17 protein-coding genes are annotated in these 18,001 nt (G+C 67.6%); 6 read left to right on the top strand and 11 right to left on the bottom strand.

Annotated features, from left to right (window positions below):
- Positions 1 to 66 precede the first annotated feature (66 nt).
- The 3 genes from M1L36_RS03585 to M1L36_RS03575 form a co-directional block, all read right to left on the bottom strand.
- On the bottom strand, positions 67 to 582 hold the full coding sequence (locus M1L36_RS03585) for an Lrp/AsnC family transcriptional regulator (RefSeq protein WP_250872339.1): 516 nt from the start codon (positions 580 to 582) through the stop codon (positions 67 to 69).
- A 68-nt stretch (positions 583 to 650) separates the two neighbouring features.
- A complete protein-coding gene (locus tag M1L36_RS03580) occupies positions 651 to 1,796 on the bottom strand; it encodes an acyl-CoA dehydrogenase family protein (RefSeq protein WP_250872338.1) in 1,146 nt (381 codons plus the stop codon).
- Positions 1,797 to 1,886: 90 nt separating this feature from the next.
- Positions 1,887 to 2,789: a ribonucleotide-diphosphate reductase subunit beta gene (locus M1L36_RS03575; RefSeq protein ID WP_250872337.1), complete on the bottom strand. Its 903-nt coding sequence runs from the start codon at positions 2,787 to 2,789 to the stop codon at positions 1,887 to 1,889.
- Between the two features lie 76 nt (positions 2,790 to 2,865).
- Between M1L36_RS03575 and M1L36_RS03570 the strand changes: the two genes are divergently transcribed.
- Positions 2,866 to 3,528 (top strand): 2'-5' RNA ligase family protein, encoded by a 663-nt coding sequence (locus M1L36_RS03570; RefSeq protein WP_250872336.1) that lies wholly within the window; start codon positions 2,866 to 2,868, stop codon positions 3,526 to 3,528.
- A gap of 30 nt (positions 3,529 to 3,558) precedes the next feature.
- On the opposite strand, the gene M1L36_RS03565 is transcribed toward M1L36_RS03570, so the two are convergent.
- The 8 genes from M1L36_RS03565 to M1L36_RS03530 form a co-directional block, all read right to left on the bottom strand.
- A complete protein-coding gene (locus tag M1L36_RS03565; protein ID WP_250872335.1) occupies positions 3,559 to 4,194 on the bottom strand; it encodes a DsbA family oxidoreductase in 636 nt (211 codons plus the stop codon).
- A 78-nt stretch (positions 4,195 to 4,272) separates the two neighbouring features.
- A complete protein-coding gene (locus M1L36_RS03560) occupies positions 4,273 to 5,064 on the bottom strand; it encodes an enoyl-CoA hydratase-related protein (RefSeq protein WP_250872334.1) in 792 nt (263 codons plus the stop codon).
- A gap of 156 nt (positions 5,065 to 5,220) precedes the next feature.
- Positions 5,221 to 6,798, bottom strand: a complete 1,578-nt coding sequence (locus tag M1L36_RS03555; protein ID WP_250872333.1) for a long-chain-fatty-acid--CoA ligase — start codon at positions 6,796 to 6,798, stop codon at positions 5,221 to 5,223.
- Positions 6,799 to 6,982: 184 nt separating this feature from the next.
- Positions 6,983 to 7,822 (bottom strand): ABC transporter ATP-binding protein, encoded by an 840-nt coding sequence (locus M1L36_RS03550; protein ID WP_250872332.1) that lies wholly within the window; start codon positions 7,820 to 7,822, stop codon positions 6,983 to 6,985.
- Positions 7,822 to 8,637 (bottom strand): ABC transporter ATP-binding protein, encoded by an 816-nt coding sequence (locus M1L36_RS03545; protein WP_250872331.1) that lies wholly within the window; start codon positions 8,635 to 8,637, stop codon positions 7,822 to 7,824. Before M1L36_RS03545 ends, M1L36_RS03550 begins: the two co-directional genes overlap by 1 nt.
- On the bottom strand, positions 8,630 to 9,826 hold the full coding sequence (locus M1L36_RS03540) for a branched-chain amino acid ABC transporter permease (RefSeq protein WP_250872330.1): 1,197 nt from the start codon (positions 9,824 to 9,826) through the stop codon (positions 8,630 to 8,632). Before M1L36_RS03540 ends, M1L36_RS03545 begins: the two co-directional genes overlap by 8 nt.
- Positions 9,827 to 9,860: 34 nt before the next feature.
- Positions 9,861 to 10,748, bottom strand: coding sequence for a branched-chain amino acid ABC transporter permease (locus M1L36_RS03535; RefSeq protein WP_250872329.1), 888 nt, complete (start codon positions 10,746 to 10,748; stop codon positions 9,861 to 9,863).
- Positions 10,749 to 12,125 carry an ABC transporter substrate-binding protein gene (locus tag M1L36_RS03530; protein WP_250872328.1) on the bottom strand — a complete coding sequence of 459 codons (1,377 nt, stop codon included), beginning with the start codon at positions 12,123 to 12,125 and terminating at the stop codon, positions 10,749 to 10,751.
- Between the two features lie 305 nt (positions 12,126 to 12,430).
- Between M1L36_RS03530 and M1L36_RS03525 the strand changes: the two genes are divergently transcribed.
- The 5 genes from M1L36_RS03525 to M1L36_RS03505 all read left to right on the top strand — a co-directional run bounded on the left by M1L36_RS03525 (position 12,431) and on the right by M1L36_RS03505 (position 18,001).
- A complete protein-coding gene (locus tag M1L36_RS03525) occupies positions 12,431 to 13,852 on the top strand; it encodes a cryptochrome/photolyase family protein (RefSeq protein ID WP_250872327.1) in 1,422 nt (473 codons plus the stop codon).
- A 136-nt stretch (positions 13,853 to 13,988) separates the two neighbouring features.
- Positions 13,989 to 14,600, top strand: a complete 612-nt coding sequence (sod, locus tag M1L36_RS03520; protein ID WP_250872326.1) for a superoxide dismutase [Mn] — start codon at positions 13,989 to 13,991, stop codon at positions 14,598 to 14,600.
- Between the two features lie 144 nt (positions 14,601 to 14,744).
- Positions 14,745 to 15,008 (top strand): DUF5827 family protein, encoded by a 264-nt coding sequence (locus M1L36_RS03515; RefSeq protein ID WP_250872325.1) that lies wholly within the window; start codon positions 14,745 to 14,747, stop codon positions 15,006 to 15,008.
- On the top strand, positions 15,009 to 15,818 hold the full coding sequence (locus M1L36_RS03510; protein ID WP_250872324.1) for an ATPase: 810 nt from the start codon (positions 15,009 to 15,011) through the stop codon (positions 15,816 to 15,818). It abuts the gene before it with no gap.
- Positions 15,819 to 15,859: 41 nt separating this feature from the next.
- Positions 15,860 to 18,001 (top strand): S9 family peptidase, encoded by a 2,142-nt coding sequence (locus tag M1L36_RS03505; RefSeq protein ID WP_250872323.1) that lies wholly within the window; start codon positions 15,860 to 15,862, stop codon positions 17,999 to 18,001.

The following is an 18,001-nucleotide window of genomic DNA, read 5'->3' as shown; positions in this document are numbered from 1 at the left end:
AGCTCGACCGGTAGTGCTCCCGCGAATGCGTCGGGGGCGGGCGTGGCCGTCAGCGGTGACGGGCGGTCAGTCGCGAAGCGTCTCGAACATCTCGGGGTCGGTCCGGAACTTCAGGAGGTTGTGGACGACGCTGTTGCGGATGTTGTGGACCGCCTGACCGTGCTCCTTGTAGAAGTCGTGGATCCACTTCGACTCCGAGAACCGGTCGGGGAACATCATGATGGACTTCCACTGGTACTCGCCGTCGGAGACGAACATGAACAGCGTGTTCGGCGAGTCGCGGATGGTCTCGATAGCCTCGCGGTAGTGGTCGGCGAAGTGCTCGGGGTTGAGTTTGAACTCGAACATCCCGAAGATGAAGTACTCCTCGTGGGGGACGATGGCCTCGCGGAACACGCCCGCCTCGCGCATGCCGCGGATGGACTCGCTGACGGTGACGTGACTCACGTCGATGTCGTAGTCGGCTTCGAGGATGCGCGCGAGTTCCCGCGAGGAGAGCTGTGGGTCGTCCGACAGCTCTTTGAGGATGTAGGTGTCTCGCTCCTTGAACTGCCAGTCGGGGGCGTCTTCAGGGTGGCTCATACCCCGACTCGTCGCGCCTGATACCTTGGTGTTTCGATTAGCGCAAACGGAAGCTGGTGACCGAACGTTCAGAGGATGCGGTCGGCGATGATGTTCTTCTGAATCTCGCTGGTGCCCTCGTATATCTTCGTGATTCGCGCGTCACGGTAGTACCGCTCTGCGGGGTGGTCGGTGACGTAGCCCGCGCCGCCGAACACCTGGAGCGCCTCGTCGGCGACCTCGACGGCGTTCTCGGAGGCGAACAGCTTCGCCATGCTGGCGTACTTCATCGCGAGGTCACGGTCGCCCGCCTCGGCGTAGCCCGCCGCGCGGTAGGTCATCGAGCGGGCGGCCTCGACGGTCGTCGCCATGTCGGCGAGCTTGTGCCGGATGGCCTGGAACTCGCCGATGGTCCGGTCGAACTGCTCGCGCTCGCCGGCGTAGTCGATAGCGGCGTCGAGTGCGCCCTGTGCGGCACCCACCGCTTGGGAAGCGACGCTCGCTCGCCCGCCAGCGAAGAAGTTCATCAGCTGGTAGAACCCCTCGTCCTCCTCGCCGATGAGGTTCTCCTGGGGGACGCGCACGCCGTCGAGGACGATTTCGGCGAGGTCCGAAGCACGGATGCCGAGTTTGTTGTCGATCTTCGACGGTTCGAACCCGTCGGCGTCGGTCGGGACGAGGATAGCAGAGATGCCCTTCCGGCCCGCGTCGGGCGTCGTCTTCGCCATCACGACGGCGATGTCGGCGACGGTACCGTTCGTGATCCACATCTTGATCCCGTCGACGACGTAGTCGTCGCCGTCTTTCTCGGCGGTCGTCTCGATGCCCGCGACGTTCGAGCCGTGGGCGGGTTCGGAGATGCACGAACAGGAGACGGCGTCGCCGGCGGCGACCGCGGGCAGCCACTCCTCTTTCATCCACTCGTCGCCGAACTTGCGGATCATCGACGTGCCGAAGCCGGCCGACCCGACCGCAGAACCGATACCGGGGTCCGCTCGCCACAGCTCCTCGGTGACGACACACGACTCGAGGAGGTCCATCCCCGCCCCGCCGTACTCCTCGGGGATGCCCGGTGCGACGAGGTCGTACTTCGCGGCCTTCTTGCGGAGTGACTCGGGGTACTCCTTGTTCTCGTCGTGTTCCCGGGCGACGGGTGCGATTTCGTTCTCACCGAACTCGCGGACGGCGTCACGAATCGCTTCCTGTTCTGCACTCAGGCGGAACTGGGATGCCATAGCATAGCCTCGGGTGGAGGCACCAAGTAGCCTTTCACCGTGACACCTGCCGACGGGCGGTTCGACCGGCGAACCGCCGGTCGCTATCGGTCAGTCACCCTCCAGACTCGTCAACTGTTCGACGTCCGGGATGGCCTCGGAGGCGACGGTTATCTGCTTCATCCGCTGGGTGTGTTTGCCCGCGGCGTAGCTCCTGAGTTCGTCGGGACTCGCTGCCGGGCCCTCCTCCTCCAGCCCGTCGGTCGTGATGCTGTCGACCAGCGGGAGCAGTTCACCGACGGTGTCGTGGAGCAACTGCGGGTCGACCCCCTCGGTGACGAGTTCCTTGAGCATCGTCATCCCGAACCCGACGTGACGGCCTTCGTCGCGCCGAATGTAGTTCAGTCCCTCGACCAGCCCCGGGAGGTGGGGTAGCTCCTCGTTGTCCGGGCCGTAGGCCCGCTGGAGACCGTAGTAGCCCGTCTGTGCGAGGATACCCTCGACGGTGAGGTGGTAGTGACAGAACGCCTCGGCGCGGTTCTCGGGTGTGTCGTCGGTCAACAGGCGCTGCATCGCCGCGTCGTTGCGCTCGAACAGGTCGTCGTACCCTTCGTTGAACCACCGTGGGTCCATTGGGGAGGTGTGCTCGACGCCGAGGTCCTCCTCGGCGGCGTGAATCACCTCGCGCCAGTAGCGGTCGAAGAAGTCGGCGTGTTTCGCCTCTTCGTACAGCTGGGTCGTGACGAACATCTGGGCCTCGGGGTCGTCGAGCACGACCGCGAGCGGTGCGAGGTCCTCGGTGACGGCCTGCTCGCCGGCCCCGAACTTCGCGACGGCCGCGCGGAACTGGTCGAGGTACTCGGGGTCCTCCTCGGCCATCGCGAGGACGCCGGCGACGTCCTCGCTCAGGTCGATGTCGTCCGGGTCCCAGTGGCGTTCGACGGCGTTGCGATAGTATCGGAACGAGCGAGCGCCCCGGTCGAACTGGAGGGCGCGCTCCGAATCTCGATGCATGACACCGAGTATCAGCCGTCAGTCAGTATGAAGGTTGCGCGGCGTGCACCGGAGGCATGGACGGAGCGGTCACTCGGTGAGCGACCTCGCCGACGACCCGGCCGAGTTCTGGAACCGCCGACACGACCTTCCGGTCGAGCCGACGACCGACGAAGAGGTCGCCGCACGCTCGGGCGACGACCACCTCGTCGTGCTGTTCGACCTCTCGGACCGGACGAGCGAGGCGTTCGGTTCGATGCTCGACCGTCTGGACGCGTTCGACAGTCTCGCGGTCGCCCCGTCGCGCTACCTCCACGTCACGGTCACCGTCGTCGGGGACGTGACGACGGCCGGCGGGCGCTCCGGGACGGTCGCTCCGACCGACCTGGACGCGCTCGCCGACGACCTCGGCGAGGCGCTGACCGACGTCGCCCCGTTCGACGTTCGCTTCCCGCGACTCAACGTGTTTCCGACCGTCGTCTACGCGGAGGTCGACGACGGGGGTCAGTTCGTGGCGCTCAACGACCGCGCCTGTGCGGTCGACGCGGTCCCGGTCCACGACAGAGACCGGCAGTTCGTCCCGCACGCGGCGCTCGCGGAGTTCCGCGACGAGGACGTCACGGGGGTCGTCGACGCCCTCGAGCGCGACCGGTCCCTCGATGTCGGGCCTGTGCGCGTCGACCGACTCGACCTCGTTCGGGTCGGCCTCGACGACCGGTTCCCACGATTCGAACGCCTGCGTCGATTCGCCCTCGACTGAGAAGCGACGATTCGGTGGGAGGCGGCGACTTCAGGTTCCTTCGACGAGTCGTTCGAGCTGCTCGGGAGGCACCGCTCCGCGGGCGGCGTAGCCGTCGTAGGCGAACGTCGGCACGCCCGTCACGCCAGCCTGTTGTGACGCGGTGAACTGCTCGCGGACCTCCTCTCGGAGCGCCTCGTCGTCGAGCGCCGAGCGGACCTCGCTCTCCTCGACGCCCGCCTCGGTCGCCAACTCGACGAGCAGGTCCTCGTCGCCGATGTCACGCCCCTCGACCCACAGCGCCTCGAAGACGCGCTCGTCGAACGCCAGCCACGTCTCGTAGTCGTGGTGTTCGTCGAGGTAGTACGAGACGACCTGCGCCGGGAGCGAGTCGACGTCGGTGGCGATGTCGAGGTCCATCTCCACGTCGTACTCCTCGGCGAGTCGCCGGACGTTCTGCTTCGCCTGCTCGAAGTACTCCTCGTCCTTCCCGTCGTCGACCGAGTGGTCGATACTCCCGTCCGGGTTGCGCTTCTGGCTGCGCAGGTCGAACGGTCGCCAGTCGATTATCAACTCCTCGTCTCGCTGCGCCTGGTACTGCGCGAGCGACTGTCGTCCGAGGTAACAGAACGGGCAGACGTAGTCCGAGTAGACGGTGATGCGACCGTCGGCGCGCTGGTGGCTCATCGTCCCACGTTCGGGGGCGGGCCGCAAAAACACGGGTGGGAGTGTGAGCGGTCGGTACACGACCGGGCGGTGACGAGGCTACTCGCCCTTGAAGTCGGGGTCGCGCTTGCCCATGAACGCCTCCGCACCCTCCTCGTGGTCGTGGGTCTCGAACACCGCGGCCTGGTGGGCCGCCTCGCGGGTCATCGCCTGGTCGAGCGTGGCGTCGAGGCCCTGGTTGAGCGCGCGTTTCGACGTCTCGAGGGCGACCGTCGGCCCCTGTGCGATCTGGGCGACGAACGCCTCGACCTCCGCCTCGAACTCCTCCGTGTAGACGTGGTTGAACAGCCCCAGTTCGTGGGCCTCCTCGGCGTCGAGCAGTTCGCCCGTGAACACCAGTTCCTTGGCCTTGTTCAGCCCGACGATTCGCGGGAGGAAGTACGAGGTTCCGGTGTCGACGGCGAGACCGACCTGCCGGAACCCGAAGCTCATCCGCGCTTCGGCGCTGGCGAGTTGGATGTCACAGGCGAGCGCGAGGTTCGCGCCCGCACCGAACGCCACGCCGTCTATCTTCGCGACGGTCGGCAGGTGGAACGTCGCGACGCGCTCGATGGCGCGGCTCGTGTCCTGGTGTATGCGTCGGACCGACTCCGCGAGCGTCGCCTGCCCGGACATCCGTGCCATCATCGCGTTGATGTCGCCGCCGGCGGAGAAACTGCCACCCGACCCCGTCACGACGAGCGCACGGGCGTCGGAGTCCTCGACCTCGTCGAGCGCGTCGAGCATCGCGTTCGACACCTCGTGGGTGATGGCGTTGCGCATGTCCGGACGGTTCAACGTCAGCGTCGCGACCTCCGCTTCGATGTCGAGTAAGACTGCGTCCTCGCTCATGACCCCACCACCGAGCGGGATGGCAAATAAGTTCGCACACCACACGGTTACGAGACGGTCTCCGCTCCTCGCCGGCCCCGACGAGGTCCTCGTTCGCTCGCTGTCGCTCGCGGGGGACTTCGTCCCTCGCTCACGGTATCGTGGTTCTCGCTCGTGTTACTCGCTCGAACCACGCAACTCGAACTTCTGGACCTTCCCCGTCGTCGTCCGTGGCAGTTCCTCGACGAACGCCACCTCCCGGGGGTGTTTGTACTCCGCGAGGTTGGTCAGACAGTACTCGCGAATCTCGTCGGGCGTCACGTCGGCGTCGGGCACGGGAACGACGAACGCCTTCACCGTCTCGCCACGGCGTTCGTCGGGGATGCCGACGACGGCAGCGTCCGCGATGGCCTCGTGTTCGAACAGTAGTTCCTCCACCTCACGGGGGTAGACGTTGTACCCCCCAGTGACTATCATGTGTTTCTCGCGGTCGACGACGTAGTAGAAGTCGTCCTCGTCGCGGTAGGCGACGTCGCCGGTGTGGAACCAGCGCGTGCCCTCGCGCTCGGTGAACGCCCCCTCGTTGGCCTCGGGGAGACCGTAGTAGCCCTTCATCACGTTCGGGCCGCTGACGACGAGTTCGCCCGTCACGTCGTCGAGGTCGGTCCCTTCCTCGACGGGGCCGCGTTCGACGGGCGGTACCTCATCGAAGTTCCCGTCGACGACCATCGACTCGACGCCCGGGATGGGCCTACCGATGGAACCGGGTCGACGCGCGTCGGGCCGGTTGGCGTGGGTCACGGGGCTGGTCTCGGTCAGCCCGTACCCCTCGAACAGGTCCACGTCGTAGAGCTCCTCGAACCGGCGCATCACCTCGATGGGGAGACTGCTGCCCCCGGAGTTGGCGAAGCGTACGGAGGAGAGGTCGAACTCCTCGGCGTTCGGCTGGTTGACCAGGTCGTTGTACATCGCGGGCACGCCGTGGACGATGGTGAGGTCCTCGCTGGCGACGAGGTCCGCGGCGGCCTGGGCGTCCCACTCGGGCATCGGGTAGTACGCCGCACCGGCGAACAGCGTCCCGAGCATCGTCACGGTCATCCCGTAGATGTGGAACAGCGGGAGGACGCCGAGCATCTTGTCGTCGGCCTCGAACCCGCCGGGCATCAGGTCGCCCGTCGCCCGCGCGTTCCACGCGAGGTTGTGGTGGGTCAGCATCACGCCCTTCGGCGTTCCCGTCGTCCCGGAGGTGTAGGGCTGGCACGCCAGGTCGTCGTCGGCGCGGTCGACGACGTCGAGTTCGCCGTCGGCGCTCGCGAGGAACTCGGCGTACGGCGTCGCGATGTCGTGGAGTGCGTCTGCGTCCTCCGCACCCACGGCGACGACGTGTTCGACGTCGGTCTCGTCCTGCACTTCGGCGACCATCGGCGCGAGCGCCGCGAGCGTGATAACGACCGTCGCCCCGCTGTCGGCGAGCAGGTGGCCGATCTCTCGGGCCTTGTACTGGGGGTTCATCGGGACGACGACGCCGCCCGCCCGGAGCGTCGCGTGGAAGCCCGTCACGTACTGCGGGAGGTTCGGCAGGTAGAGCGCCACGCGGCCGTCGGCGTCGACGCCGTGGTCGTCGAGCGCCTTCGCGAGCCGACCGGTCTCCCCCCAGAACTCCTCGTACGACCACGTCGCCCCCCGGTACCCGACGGCCGTCGCGTCGGGGTGCTCGGCGGCGGTCGCGGCTACGTCGTCGACCAGATTTGCCATGTGAGAGTAGTTCACCCACGGTAGCGTGTTAGTCGTTCCCCTTCGTGGGGGCGAAACCGCGCGCAGAGACGGGGGCGGGAGGGGTTAGCAGTCGCTCTCGGAAGTGGTTCGTCCGACCCCTCGCCGGCGGGACCGCCGAACACCGCCACCAGTGGCCGAGGGGACGACCTCGCCCGCCGGCGTCTCAGCCCCCGAGGTACGACTCGTGGATGTAGTCGTCCTCGCGGAGTTCCTCGGGCGAGCCGCGGCGCACGACGTCGCCGTTCTCCAGCAGCACGATACGGTCGGCGTGGCGGAGCGCGAACGTCACGTTCTGCTCGGCGAGCAGGATGGTGACGCCGTTGGCCTGTATCTGCTCGATACCCTCGCTGATGTCGTCGAGGATGACGGGCGCGAGGCCGAGCGTCGGTTCGTCGAGGACGAGCAGGTCGGGGTCGCCCATCAGCGCCCGCCCGATGGCGAGCATCTGCTGTTCGCCCCCGCTCATCGTCCGGGCGAGCTGTCCCGTTCGCTCTGCGAGCGCCGGGAACAGGTCGTAGACGAACGCGAGGCGTTCGTCGACGTTCGTGTTCGCGCGGTACGCCCCGAGCGTCAGGTTGTCCTCGACGGACATGTACCCGAACAGGTCGCGGGACTCCGTACAGTGGACGAGTCCCTGCTGGACGAGGTCGCGTGGCGACTGGTCGCTAACCTCCGCGCCGTGATACCGGACGCTCCCGGTGTAGTCGCGAAAGCCCGAGACGGTGTTACACAGCGTCGACTTCCCCGCGCCGTTCGGCCCGATGACCGCGACGAACTCCCCCTCGCCGACGGTGAGGTCGACGCCGCGCAGCGCCGACACCTTCCCGTAGGAGACAGCACAGTCCGCGACGTCGAGCAAGGGGGTTCCCCCCGCCGCTCCCGTGGCGGTTCCGGCCGACTCGTCGGTCCCGTCGGTCTCGTCGCTCGTGTCCGTCGCGTCGGAGTCGTCGCCGGCGTCCGACGCGCTGGCGAGCGCCACCATGCCGGGGATGGACCAGTCCATCAGAGGTCACCCCCGAGGTACGCCCGCTGAACCTCCTCGTTGTTGCGTATCTCCTCGGGCGTCCCTTCGGCGAGTTTCGACCCGAAGTTGATGACGACCGCCCGGTCGATGAGCGACAGCAGGCCGCGCATGTTGTGGTCGACGACCACCAGCGTCAGGCCCTCCTCGCGGAGTTCGCGGATGAGCGTCGAGATGCGTTCGACCTCGCTGCCCGCGAGACCGGCGAACGGTTCGTCGACGAGCAACAGTGTCGGGTCCGTCGCCAGCGCACGGGCGAGTTCCAGTCGGAGCAACCCCGCGTGGGGCAGCTCGTCGGGCAGGCGGTGCAGGTCGTCGGCCAGACCGACGCGCTCACAGAGCTGTGCGGCCCGTTCTTTCGTCCCGCCGCGCAGCCCGCTGAACGAGAACAGGCTGTCCTCGACCAGCGCCAGCGCGACGTTGTCGACGACGCTACGGTCGTGGAGCGGCCGGAAGTGCTGGAACGTGCGGGCGAGACCGGCGTTGACCATCTCGTACGACGGCTTGCCGGTCACCTCCTCGCCCTGGTACCAGACGGTGCCGCCGGTCGGCTCGTAGAAGCCGGTGACGCAGTTGAACGTCGTCGACTTCCCCGCGCCGTTCGGCCCGATGAATCCGAGAATCTCCTGCTCTTCGACCGCGAACGAGAAGTCCTCGACGGCGACGAGGCCGCCGAACTCCTTGCGCAGGTTGTTCGCGACGAGGATGCCGTCGTCGGGGCCGTACGACTCGGTCTGTGGGGTCGCGTCGGTCGCGTCCGGACCGGCGGTCGTCCCCTGCTCCGGTTCGCTACTCATCGTCGTCACCTCGCAGTTGCTCGCGCCAGCGACCGACGACGCGAGTTATCACCCGCTGTGGGCGGCCGCCGTCGGTCGCCACCTCGTCGCCGCGTCGCCAGCCACGGGCACGCTGCCCGCCGTGGATGACCGCCCGGAGGATGCCGCCGGGCAGGACGTACAGCAAGAACAGCGTGATGACGGCGAAGATGAGGAAGTCGATCTCGCTGACGGAGGTCCCGCCGAACACGGGGACGAAGCCAGGAATCTCGACTGCCAACTCGTCGAGCAGTTTCGGGACGAGGCCGACGAAGATGCCGCCGATGGCCGCCCCGACGATGGTGCCCATCCCGCCGAGGACCGCGGCGATGATGACCTCGACGTTGACCGTCGTCGAGAACAGTTCGGAGTACGTCGCCCCACCGCGCGGGGTGTGGACGTACATCGCCCCCGCGAGGCCACCGATGGCCGCGCTGAGGACGAACGCGAATATCTTGAACTTCGCCGGGTTGAGGCCGACGCTCGCGACGGCGTCCTCGTCCTCGCGGATGGCGGTGAACACCCGCCCCGCGTCCGAACGGGTGACGAGCAACAGCACCGCCATGATGAACACGAACAGCGCCAGCGCGACGTAGTACACCATCGACGCCTGCCCGACACCGTACCCGAGGAAGTTCTCGGGACCGGGCGAGAGCCCCAGTTCACCGCCGAAGATGTCGCTCCGGAAGATGAACAGGTTGAGCAGGATGATGGGGGCGACCAGCGTCACCAGCGAGAGGTACGGCCCGCGCAGGCGCAGGGCCGGCACGCCGATGATGATGCCGGCGACGGCGGCGAGCACGACACCAACCGGAATCGAGAGGATGGGGTCGAACCCGTGGCCGAGGTTCAACAGCGCCGACGTGTACGCGCCGACGGCGAAGAACAGGCCGTGTCCGAACGAAATCTGGCCGGTGTACCCCGAGACGGTGTCCCAGCTCATCGCGAACATGCCGAAGTACAGCGCGACGGTCAGGTCGAGCAGGAACAGCTCGTCGATGACGAGCACGAACACGCCCGGCACGCCGAGGCCGAGTTCCATGTCCGCCATCACCGGCAGTGCTGCGAGCACCAGCAGTCCGAGCGCACCGACGATGTACCGGACCGGCACCCCCGGGAACGACCGGTCGCTCTCCTCGGTGATGCGGCCCGAGGCCGTGTCTTCGCTCACGCGAGTCCCCCCGTCGGTGTCGTAGTCGTTCGAATCATGCTTCCACCAGTTCGCGGCCGAACAGTCCCTCCGGTCTGAGCAGCAACACGACGACCAGCACCAACAGCGGCGTCAGTCCCGTGAGGCTCGAATCGACGTACTGGACGGTCAGCACCTCCAGCGTGCCGACGACGAACGCCCCGAGGACGCTGCCGCGAATCGAGCCGATGCCGCCGAGGACGACGATGCTGAACGAGAGCACCAGCGGGGTGCGGCCCATCGCCCACGACGCGCCCTGGCGCGTGGCGAGGAACACGCCGGCGACGCCGGCGAGCGCTCCCGCAGCGACCCAGACGACGAGGTTGATGCGGTCGGCTTCGATGCCGACCAGCGCCGCACCCTTGTGGCTCATGCTCGTCGCCATCAGCGCCTTCCCGTGGCGCGAGTAGTTGACGAACACGAACAGCGCGCCGATGAGCAGCGCCGACAGAGCGAACGCGAACAGCTGCGTGTAGGTCACGGTCGACCCGGCGAGGTTGATGCGCCCGCTGAGCAGGCCGAGCACCTTCGGCTGTGAGCCGTAGACGAAGCGGATGGCCTCCTCGACGGCGACGGCGGTGACGAGCGTGATGATCATCACCATGATGGGCTCGTCCTGGATGCGCTTGATGAGCCCCAGGTAGTAGACCCCGCTCAGGATGCCGGTGACGACGAACGCCGCGGCCAAACCCGCGAACCCGCCCAGCCCCTGCTGGACACCCACCACGTACGCCACGAACGCGCCGATGGTGATGTTCGCGCCGTGGGCGAGGTTCAACACGCCTCCGACGCCGAAGATGAGCGTGAACCCCAGCGCGACCAGCGCGTACAGCGAACTGAGGATGAGTATCTGGACCAGCACCGTCGAGGGTGCGGCCTGTAGCGAGACGGTTGGGTCGACCATCTATATCCACGACGGCTTGGCGTAGTCGGCCGTCGCGAGGTTGTTGGGGTAGATGACCTCCTGGTTGCCGTCTTGCCACTGCATGAACACCGGGTTGACCTTCCCCTCCTCGTAGACGACGTCGTGGGCGAACTCGTCGTCCTTGGGGTAGTACTCGACGGTCCCGACCGTACCCGTGTACGAGGACTGTTCGAGACCCGAGACGACGTCGTCTGCCTCGACGCTGCCGGTCTGCTGGATGACCTGAGCGTACTGTTTGATGGCGTCGAACGTGATGTAGCCGGTGTAGACCGGGTAGCTCCCGAACTCCTCGTTGTACGACTCGGCGAACGGCACCGTCTTGTCGGTCACCTCGCTCTTGGGGGTCGCGGAGTTCTGGGTCACGCCGAAGTTACACGCGCCGCTGGTCGCCTCGTAGTACGACGGCAGTTGCATCGGCACGTGGATGCCGCCGAACTCGAACGGGCGCTGTTCTTTCGCCCACTGGACGACCGCAGGGGTGCCGGTGTGGGCCATCGCGATGAACGCGGCGTCAGCACCGGAGCTCTCGACCTGGTCGTAGATGGGGGTGAAGTTCTCCTGGCCCGAGGCGTAGCGCTCGCGCATCGCGATCTCGACGCCGGAGTCGCTGAGGTTGTCGTCGAGTGCCTGCGAGACGGGTTTCGTCCACTCGTAGTCCTCGACGAGGACGGCGACCGACTCCCAGCCGAGGTCCGACTGCTTCGCCGAGAGGAAGTCGACCATGTTCACACCCAACTGGTAGGCGTTGAGTGGTCCCGTGCGGAAGTGGTACTTGTAGTTCTCGTAGTCCTCGTTGACCCGGGCCGACGCCTCCGGGGTCGCCGCACCCGTCGTCATGTGGACGGTCTGCTGACTGGAGATGTCGTCGAGCACCGCCAACAGCACCTCGCTGGTGAAGATGCCCGTCGTCAGGTCGACCTCCTCGCTCAGTGTGAGCTCCTGGTACTTCGAGCGGCCGACGTCCGGTTTCTCCTTGGTGTCCTTGACGACGACCTCGAACTCCGGACCCGACCCCTCCTCGTTCAACTGCATCGCCGCGAGTTCCGCCCCCTGGGCGATGGACGCGCCGATGGGGTTGGTGCCTGGTTCGGGGGCCAACACGCCGACCTTCACCGAACTCGGGAGGTTCCCGCCGCTGGCGGTCCCCGTCGTCGTCCCGGTGGTGTTGCCGTCGCTCCCGCCACCACCGCCACCGCCGTCGGTGCCGCCGCCACCGCCGTCTCCGCCCTCGTCGCCGCCGTCTCCAGTGTTGACACAGCCCGCGAGCGTGACGCCCGCTACGCCAGCACCCGTCGCTTTCAGAAACGCCCGTCTCCGAACCGGTCCCGTCTGTCGACTTTCCTGCTCTGAGTCCATTCGACTGCAGTGTTATCCTGTAGTGGGATAAATGTTGACAACGTTCACCATACTTGCGGGGTGTCCTACCGCGAACAGTGACACGACAGTAGCTCTCACGTGTGCCGAAAACAGGGGCCACAGTCGTGTCTGGCCTTGGTGCAATGCCGAGTTCACTGGATTAAATTCAACTGTAAACGAGTTGTTCGAGCGAGGACACCGGGTGCGCTCGGAACGGCACGGGGCGGAGGGGGCAGTGGCGAGCGCGACGAGTGGCAGTTCGCCGCCACCCCGACGGTTACGTCTCTCGCGCCCGTCGTCGGGGTATGCTCGTCCACTGGCACCGTGCGGACCTGCGTGCCACCGACAACGTCGGCCTCGCGAAGGCCGCCGACGAAGACGACGTGTTGCCCGTGTTCGTGTTCGACGACGAGGTCCTGGCACACGCCGCGCCCAACCGGGTCGCCTACATGCTCGACGCGCTCGGTGCCCTCCGCAGGTGGTACCGCGAGCGCGACGCCGACCTCTGTCTCCTCCGTGGCGACCCGAGTGCCGTGCTCCCGGACCTCTGTGCGGAACACGGCGCGACCGGCGTGTTCTGGAACCGCGGGTACTCCGGGTTGGCCCAGGAGCGTGACGAGGCGGTGAAGGCCGCCCTCTCCGACGGCGGTGTCGGCTACGCAGACTTCGACGACGCCATCCACCACGACCCCGGGTCCATCACGACCAACGACGGCGACCCCTACTCCGTCTACACCTACTTCTGGAAGAAGTGGCGCGACCGGGAGAAAGAGCCGCGCTACGACGCACCCGACGCGGACAGCCTCGTCGCCGAAGCGGGGGAGTTCGAGGACCTGCCCACTCCCGAGGACCTGGGGTTCGAGGAGTCCGACGCCGACGTCGAACCGGCGGGTTACGAGGCCGCCCGCGACCGTCTCGAGGAGTTCTGTTCGTCGCCTATCTTCGAGTACGCCGAGCGCCGGGACTTCCCGTGGGAAGGCAAGACATCGAAGCTCTCGGCGCACCTCAAGTGGGGGACCATCGGCGTCCGGGAGGTGTACGAGGCGACGGAGGACGCGATGGCCGAGGCCGGCGACGACGAGGCTCGCGAGTCCGTCGAGGAGTTCCAGTCACAACTGGCGTGGCGTGAGTTCTACACCCACGTCCTGCACTTCAACCCCGATGTGGTCACGCGCAACTACAAGGAGTACCAGGAGGGCATCGACTGGCGCGAGGCCGACGACGAACTCCTGGCGTGGAAGGACGGGGAGACGGGCTTCCCCATCGTCGACGCCGGCATGCGCCAACTCCGCGAGGAGGCGTGGATGCACAACCGCGTCCGGATGATCGTCGCCTCGTTCCTCACGAAGGACCTCATGCTCGACTGGCGACACGGCTACGACCACTTCCGCGAACACCTCGTCGACCACGACACGGCCAACGACAACGGCGGGTGGCAGTGGGCCGCCTCGACGGGCACCGACGCCCAGCCGTACTTCCGCATCTTCAACCCGTGGAGCCAGCAGGAACGCTACGACGAGGACGCCGACTACATCGCGGAGTACGTCCCGGAACTGGCCGACATGGACGCCGACGCCATCCACGAGTGGCACGAACTGAGCGACGACGAACGGACGGACCTCGCCCCCGACTACCCCGCACCCATCTGCGACCACGGCGAGCGCCGCGAGCAAGCGCTCGCGATGTTCAAACGCGCCCGCGGCGAGGACCCCGAGGAGGACGGCTGAACGGGCGGTCGCGTAGCGTTCGGCGACGCCGGAGTTCGTATCGATAATCCAACTTAAACCGAGTACAGGCGATACGACGACCCCTCCTCAAGCTTTAACATCTTACCGAGACAGCATCCTATCGAGGTGTCAAGATATGTCTGAACACTCCAACCCCGAACTGCCGTCTCTCCCGTACGACTACGACGCGCTCGAACCGTCACTCTCCGAGCAGGTGCTGACGTGGCACCACGACACGCACCACCAGGGCTACGTCAACGGCCTGGAGAGCGCCGAGAAGACGCTCGCCGACAACCGCGAGTCCGGCGACTTCGGCTCCTCGGGGAGCGCGATCCGTAGCGTGACCCACAACGGGAGCGGGCACTATCTCCACACGATGTTCTGGGAGAACATGTCCCCGAACGGCGGTGGCGAACCCGAGGGTGACCTCCTCGACGCCATCGAGGAGGACTTCGGCTCCTACGAGGGCTGGAAGGGCGAGTTCGAGGCCGCAGCGTCCGCCGCCGGTGGCTGGGCGCTCCTCGTCTACGACCCGGTCGCGAAGCAGCTTCGCAACCTCGTCGTCGACAAGCACGACCAGGGCGCACTGTGGGGCAGTCACCCCATTCTCGCGCTGGACGTCTGGGAGCACTCGTACTACTACGACTACGGCCCGGCCCGTGGCGACTTCGTCAGCGCGTTCTTCGACGTCGTCGACTGGGACGACGTCGCCGAGAACTACGAGAAGACGCTCTCGAACCACTCGTAAGCTCCCGAACCTTCGTTTTCTTTCGCGCCCACACCACGAGCGACAGCGTCCGCTCCGCGTTCGGCGTCGAGCGACGGCCCCGCAGAGCGCCGAGCGACGGCCACGTTCCGCGGGACTTACCACCAGAGCCACGAACCTCCGGACATGGTCAGACCGAAGTCCGACTTCGACACGCTCCGCCCGCTCGTCTTCCGCGACCCCGACGAGGTGCTCGACGAGGACGCGATGTACACCATCTACGAGGTCGCACGCCTGCTCCAGGGCGTCGACCCCGAACGCGAACTCGACGTGGAGACCGAGAACGTCCTGCTCGACTGGGCGATTCCGTGGATGATGGTCAACGCCGACGCGTTCGTGTTCGCCGACCCCGACGACGACGACGAACCCGGCCACTACGGTCTCGCGTAGATGCGCCTGCTCGTCGCCGGCGGCGCGCGCGTCGACGCCGGGAAGACCACCTTCGCCGCCGGCCTCGCCGTGGCCACCGGCGCGCCGGCGTACAAACCCCGTGCGGGCAACGACTACTGGTTCGACCACGACGACGTCCGCCACGCTCTCGCCGAGGGTCGCCTCTACGGCAAGGACGTCCGGACGCTCGCCGCACTAGACGACGCCCGACCCGAGGGCCGCAATCCGGTCCATCGGCTCTGGACGCCCGCGCCCGACGGTGGGACGGGCCTGCTCGGCCGGACCGACCGCGCGTTCTGCTGTGACCGCCTCACCCTCGACGGCGACGACGAGTTCGTCGTCAACGGCACCGTCGACCTCCCCGCGCCCGTCACCGAGGCACTCTCGCTCGCCGACGCCACCGTCGTCGAGACGCTCGACGAGTTCAACGACGTGATGCGCGAGCGCCACCGTGCGGCGTTCGACGCGGTCGCAGCGCGCATCGCGAACGAGGACGACGTCGTCGTCGAGTCGTACGCCGACATCGCCCGCCCGCTCGACGGCTTCGAACCGGACGCGGTCGCCGTCGTCGAACCGGGCCGACTCCGCGTCTACGACGGCGACCGCTACGCCCGAGCCTGCGAGGTGGCCTCGGGCAGCGCCCACGAGGGCCGCCTGGAAGAACGCGTCGAGAACGTCGTGGAGTACCTCGACGTGCGCGAGCGGCGGCACCTCCACCCCTTGGACGCCGAGACGCGTTCCGACCCCGACGCCATCGCGGCGGCCTACGCCGACGCGTACGCGGCCGTCCTGGGCGTCGCCGGCGACTGACGGGACGGAACAGTCTTGTCGGGGGCCACACAGCCCCACGCATGGAACCTCTCTCGACGACCGCGTACTACGACCGGACGCAGGTCGGGTCCCCCGCGCTCTCCCCGAGTGGCGACCGCCTCGCGTTCGTCGCCACCGAGTTCGACCAGCGCGAGGACGAACGCCGCTCGTCGGTGTTCGTCGTCCCCACCGACGGCTCTCGCGACCCCCATCGCCTCACCCGCGTCTCCGACGCCTCCTCGCCGACGTTCTCGCCCGACGGCTCGACCCTCGCCGTCGTGATGACCCGCGAGCGCGACGTGGCGCTCCGAGTCGGTCTCGACGAGGACACCGACACGGACGACGAGGCGGCGGACGGCGACGACGCCGACGCGGAGGGCGAGGGCGACGACGAGGACGTCGCGACGGGCGAGGGCAAGCCCCAGGTGTGGACGTTCGACCTGGAGTGGGGTGGCGACGCTCGGCAGGTCACCGACCGCGAACACGGCGTCCGCGAGTTCGACTGGTCGCCCGACGGCGAGCGCATCGTCGTCGCCGGACGCGACCCGACCGACGACGAGCAGGAGTACCTCGACGACCGTGAGGACGGCGGCCCCGTCGAGACCGAACGCCTCCAGCACAAACGCGACGGTTCGGGCTGGCTCGACACCGTCCGGTCGTACCTGTTCGTCGTCGACGTGGCGAGTCGCGAGTCGCGTCGCCTGGACGACACCGGCCTGCCGCCGAGCGTCGCCGACAGCGCGGGTCGTCAACCCGCGTGGGGCGAGCGTGGCGTCGCCTTCCTCGGCTACGACGGGGACGCCCCCGACGACACCTACGCCTGCGACGTCTTCCTCGCCGACCCCGACGAGGGAGCGGTCGAGTGTCTGACCGACGGGTCGGCGACCTGCATCTCGCCGGTCTGGAGCCCAGACGACGACCGCCTCGCGTACCGTGCTCGTGACCCCGAGAACTGGTACCGGCCGGCCGACCTCCGCGTCCACGACGTCGCGAGCGGCGAGGTCCGGACCGTCTCGGAGGGCATCGACCGCACCCTGATGAGCGCCCCGCGCTGGCTCGACGACGAGTCGCTGGTCGGTCTCGTCGGCGACGAGGGGTGGACGCGGTTCGCCCGCTTCCACCTCGACGAACGCCCCGAACGGGTCTACGAGGCCCAGTCACGTGCGGAGACGGTCCGGTCGTTCGACGTCGCCGACGAGACCGTCGGGCTGGCGCTCAGCGCCCCGGACCGCGGGACGGACCTCTACGCGATGTCCACGACGGGGCTCGACGACGAGGGAACGGCCGACCGGACGCGCCTCACCGACGTCGGAGCCGAGTTCGTCGCGGAGTACGGCACACTGCGCGCCCGACGGGTCACCTTCGATTCGGAGGGGCAGACGGTCGAGGGGATCGCCTACTACCCCGAGGCGTTCGACCCCGACGACCCAGAACCGAGTCCGCTGGTTCTCGATATCCACGGCGGGCCGATGGCCTACGACGACCCCGGCTGGGACTTCGACGCCGCGTTCTGGACGACGCGAGGCTACGTCGTCTTCCGGGTGAACTACCGCGGCTCGACGTCCTACGGCCGGGCGTTCTCCGAGCAGCTAAAGGGCCGCTGGAACACCCTCGAAGTTCAGGACCTCCAGGCCGGCGTCGACTGGATGGTCGAGTCCGGGTGGGTCGACCCCGAGCGCCTGTTCTGTACGGGGTTCTCCCAGGGCGGCGTCAACACGGCGTACATGGTCACCCACACCGACCGGTTCGCCGCGGCCGCGGCCGAACACGGCGTCTACGACCTCTACTCCTCGTTCGGGACCGACGACAGTCAGAACTGGCTGGAGGCGGACTTCGGCCTCCCGTGGGAGAACCCCGACGGCTACCGCGACGCCTCCTCCATCGTCGACGTGGGGAACGTCGAGACGCCGCTGCTAGTCACCGCGGGCGAGAACGACTGGCGCTGTCCGCCCACCCAGGCCGAACAGCTCTACGTCAGCGTCCGCAAGCGAGGCGTCGACGCGAAGCTCGTCGTCTACCAGGACGAGCATCACGCCATCTCCGACCCCGACCGTGCCGTCCACCGACTGGAGACGCTGGAGGAGTGGTTCGGACGCTACGGCGGCCCGACGGCCGACGGGAGCGGAACTGACGGAGACGACGGCGACGCCGACGCCGACGGCGACGCGAAGAACGAAGCGTAA

The organism is Halomarina rubra (genome assembly GCF_023699475.1).
Taxonomy (GTDB): Archaea; Halobacteriota; Halobacteria; order Halobacteriales; family Haloarculaceae; genus Halomarina; species Halomarina rubra.
Note: the sequence above shows the minus strand (reverse complement) of the source record. Positions and strands in the feature narration are given on the sequence as shown.

What these genes read in the sequence shown, in the direction of transcription:
- M1L36_RS03585 (WP_250872339.1), bottom strand. Translation starts at nt 582, where the DNA reads ATGAGCCACCCTGAAGACGCCCCCGACTGGCAGTTCAAGGAGCGAGAC.
- M1L36_RS03580 (WP_250872338.1), bottom strand. Translation starts at nt 1,796, where the DNA reads ATGGCATCCCAGTTCCGCCTGAGTGCAGAACAGGAAGCGATTCGTGAC.
- M1L36_RS03575 (WP_250872337.1), bottom strand. Translation starts at nt 2,789, where the DNA reads ATGCATCGAGATTCGGAGCGCGCCCTCCAGTTCGACCGGGGCGCTCGC.
- M1L36_RS03565 (WP_250872335.1), bottom strand. Translation starts at nt 4,194, where the DNA reads ATGAGCCACCAGCGCGCCGACGGTCGCATCACCGTCTACTCGGACTAC.
- M1L36_RS03560 (WP_250872334.1), bottom strand. Translation starts at nt 5,064, where the DNA reads ATGAGCGAGGACGCAGTCTTACTCGACATCGAAGCGGAGGTCGCGACG.
- M1L36_RS03555 (WP_250872333.1), bottom strand. Translation starts at nt 6,798, where the DNA reads ATGGCAAATCTGGTCGACGACGTAGCCGCGACCGCCGCCGAGCACCCC.
- M1L36_RS03550 (WP_250872332.1), bottom strand. Translation starts at nt 7,822, where the DNA reads ATGGACTGGTCCATCCCCGGCATGGTGGCGCTCGCCAGCGCGTCGGAC.
- M1L36_RS03545 (WP_250872331.1), bottom strand. Translation starts at nt 8,637, where the DNA reads ATGAGTAGCGAACCGGAGCAGGGGACGACCGCCGGTCCGGACGCGACC.
- M1L36_RS03535 (WP_250872329.1), bottom strand. Translation starts at nt 10,748, where the DNA reads ATGGTCGACCCAACCGTCTCGCTACAGGCCGCACCCTCGACGGTGCTG.
- M1L36_RS03530 (WP_250872328.1), bottom strand. Translation starts at nt 12,125, where the DNA reads ATGGACTCAGAGCAGGAAAGTCGACAGACGGGACCGGTTCGGAGACGG.
- M1L36_RS03525 (WP_250872327.1), top strand. Translation starts at nt 12,431, where the DNA reads ATGCTCGTCCACTGGCACCGTGCGGACCTGCGTGCCACCGACAACGTC.
- sod (WP_250872326.1), top strand. Translation starts at nt 13,989, where the DNA reads ATGTCTGAACACTCCAACCCCGAACTGCCGTCTCTCCCGTACGACTAC.
- M1L36_RS03515 (WP_250872325.1), top strand. Translation starts at nt 14,745, where the DNA reads ATGGTCAGACCGAAGTCCGACTTCGACACGCTCCGCCCGCTCGTCTTC.
- M1L36_RS03510 (WP_250872324.1), top strand. Translation starts at nt 15,009, where the DNA reads ATGCGCCTGCTCGTCGCCGGCGGCGCGCGCGTCGACGCCGGGAAGACC.
- M1L36_RS03505 (WP_250872323.1), top strand. Translation starts at nt 15,860, where the DNA reads ATGGAACCTCTCTCGACGACCGCGTACTACGACCGGACGCAGGTCGGG.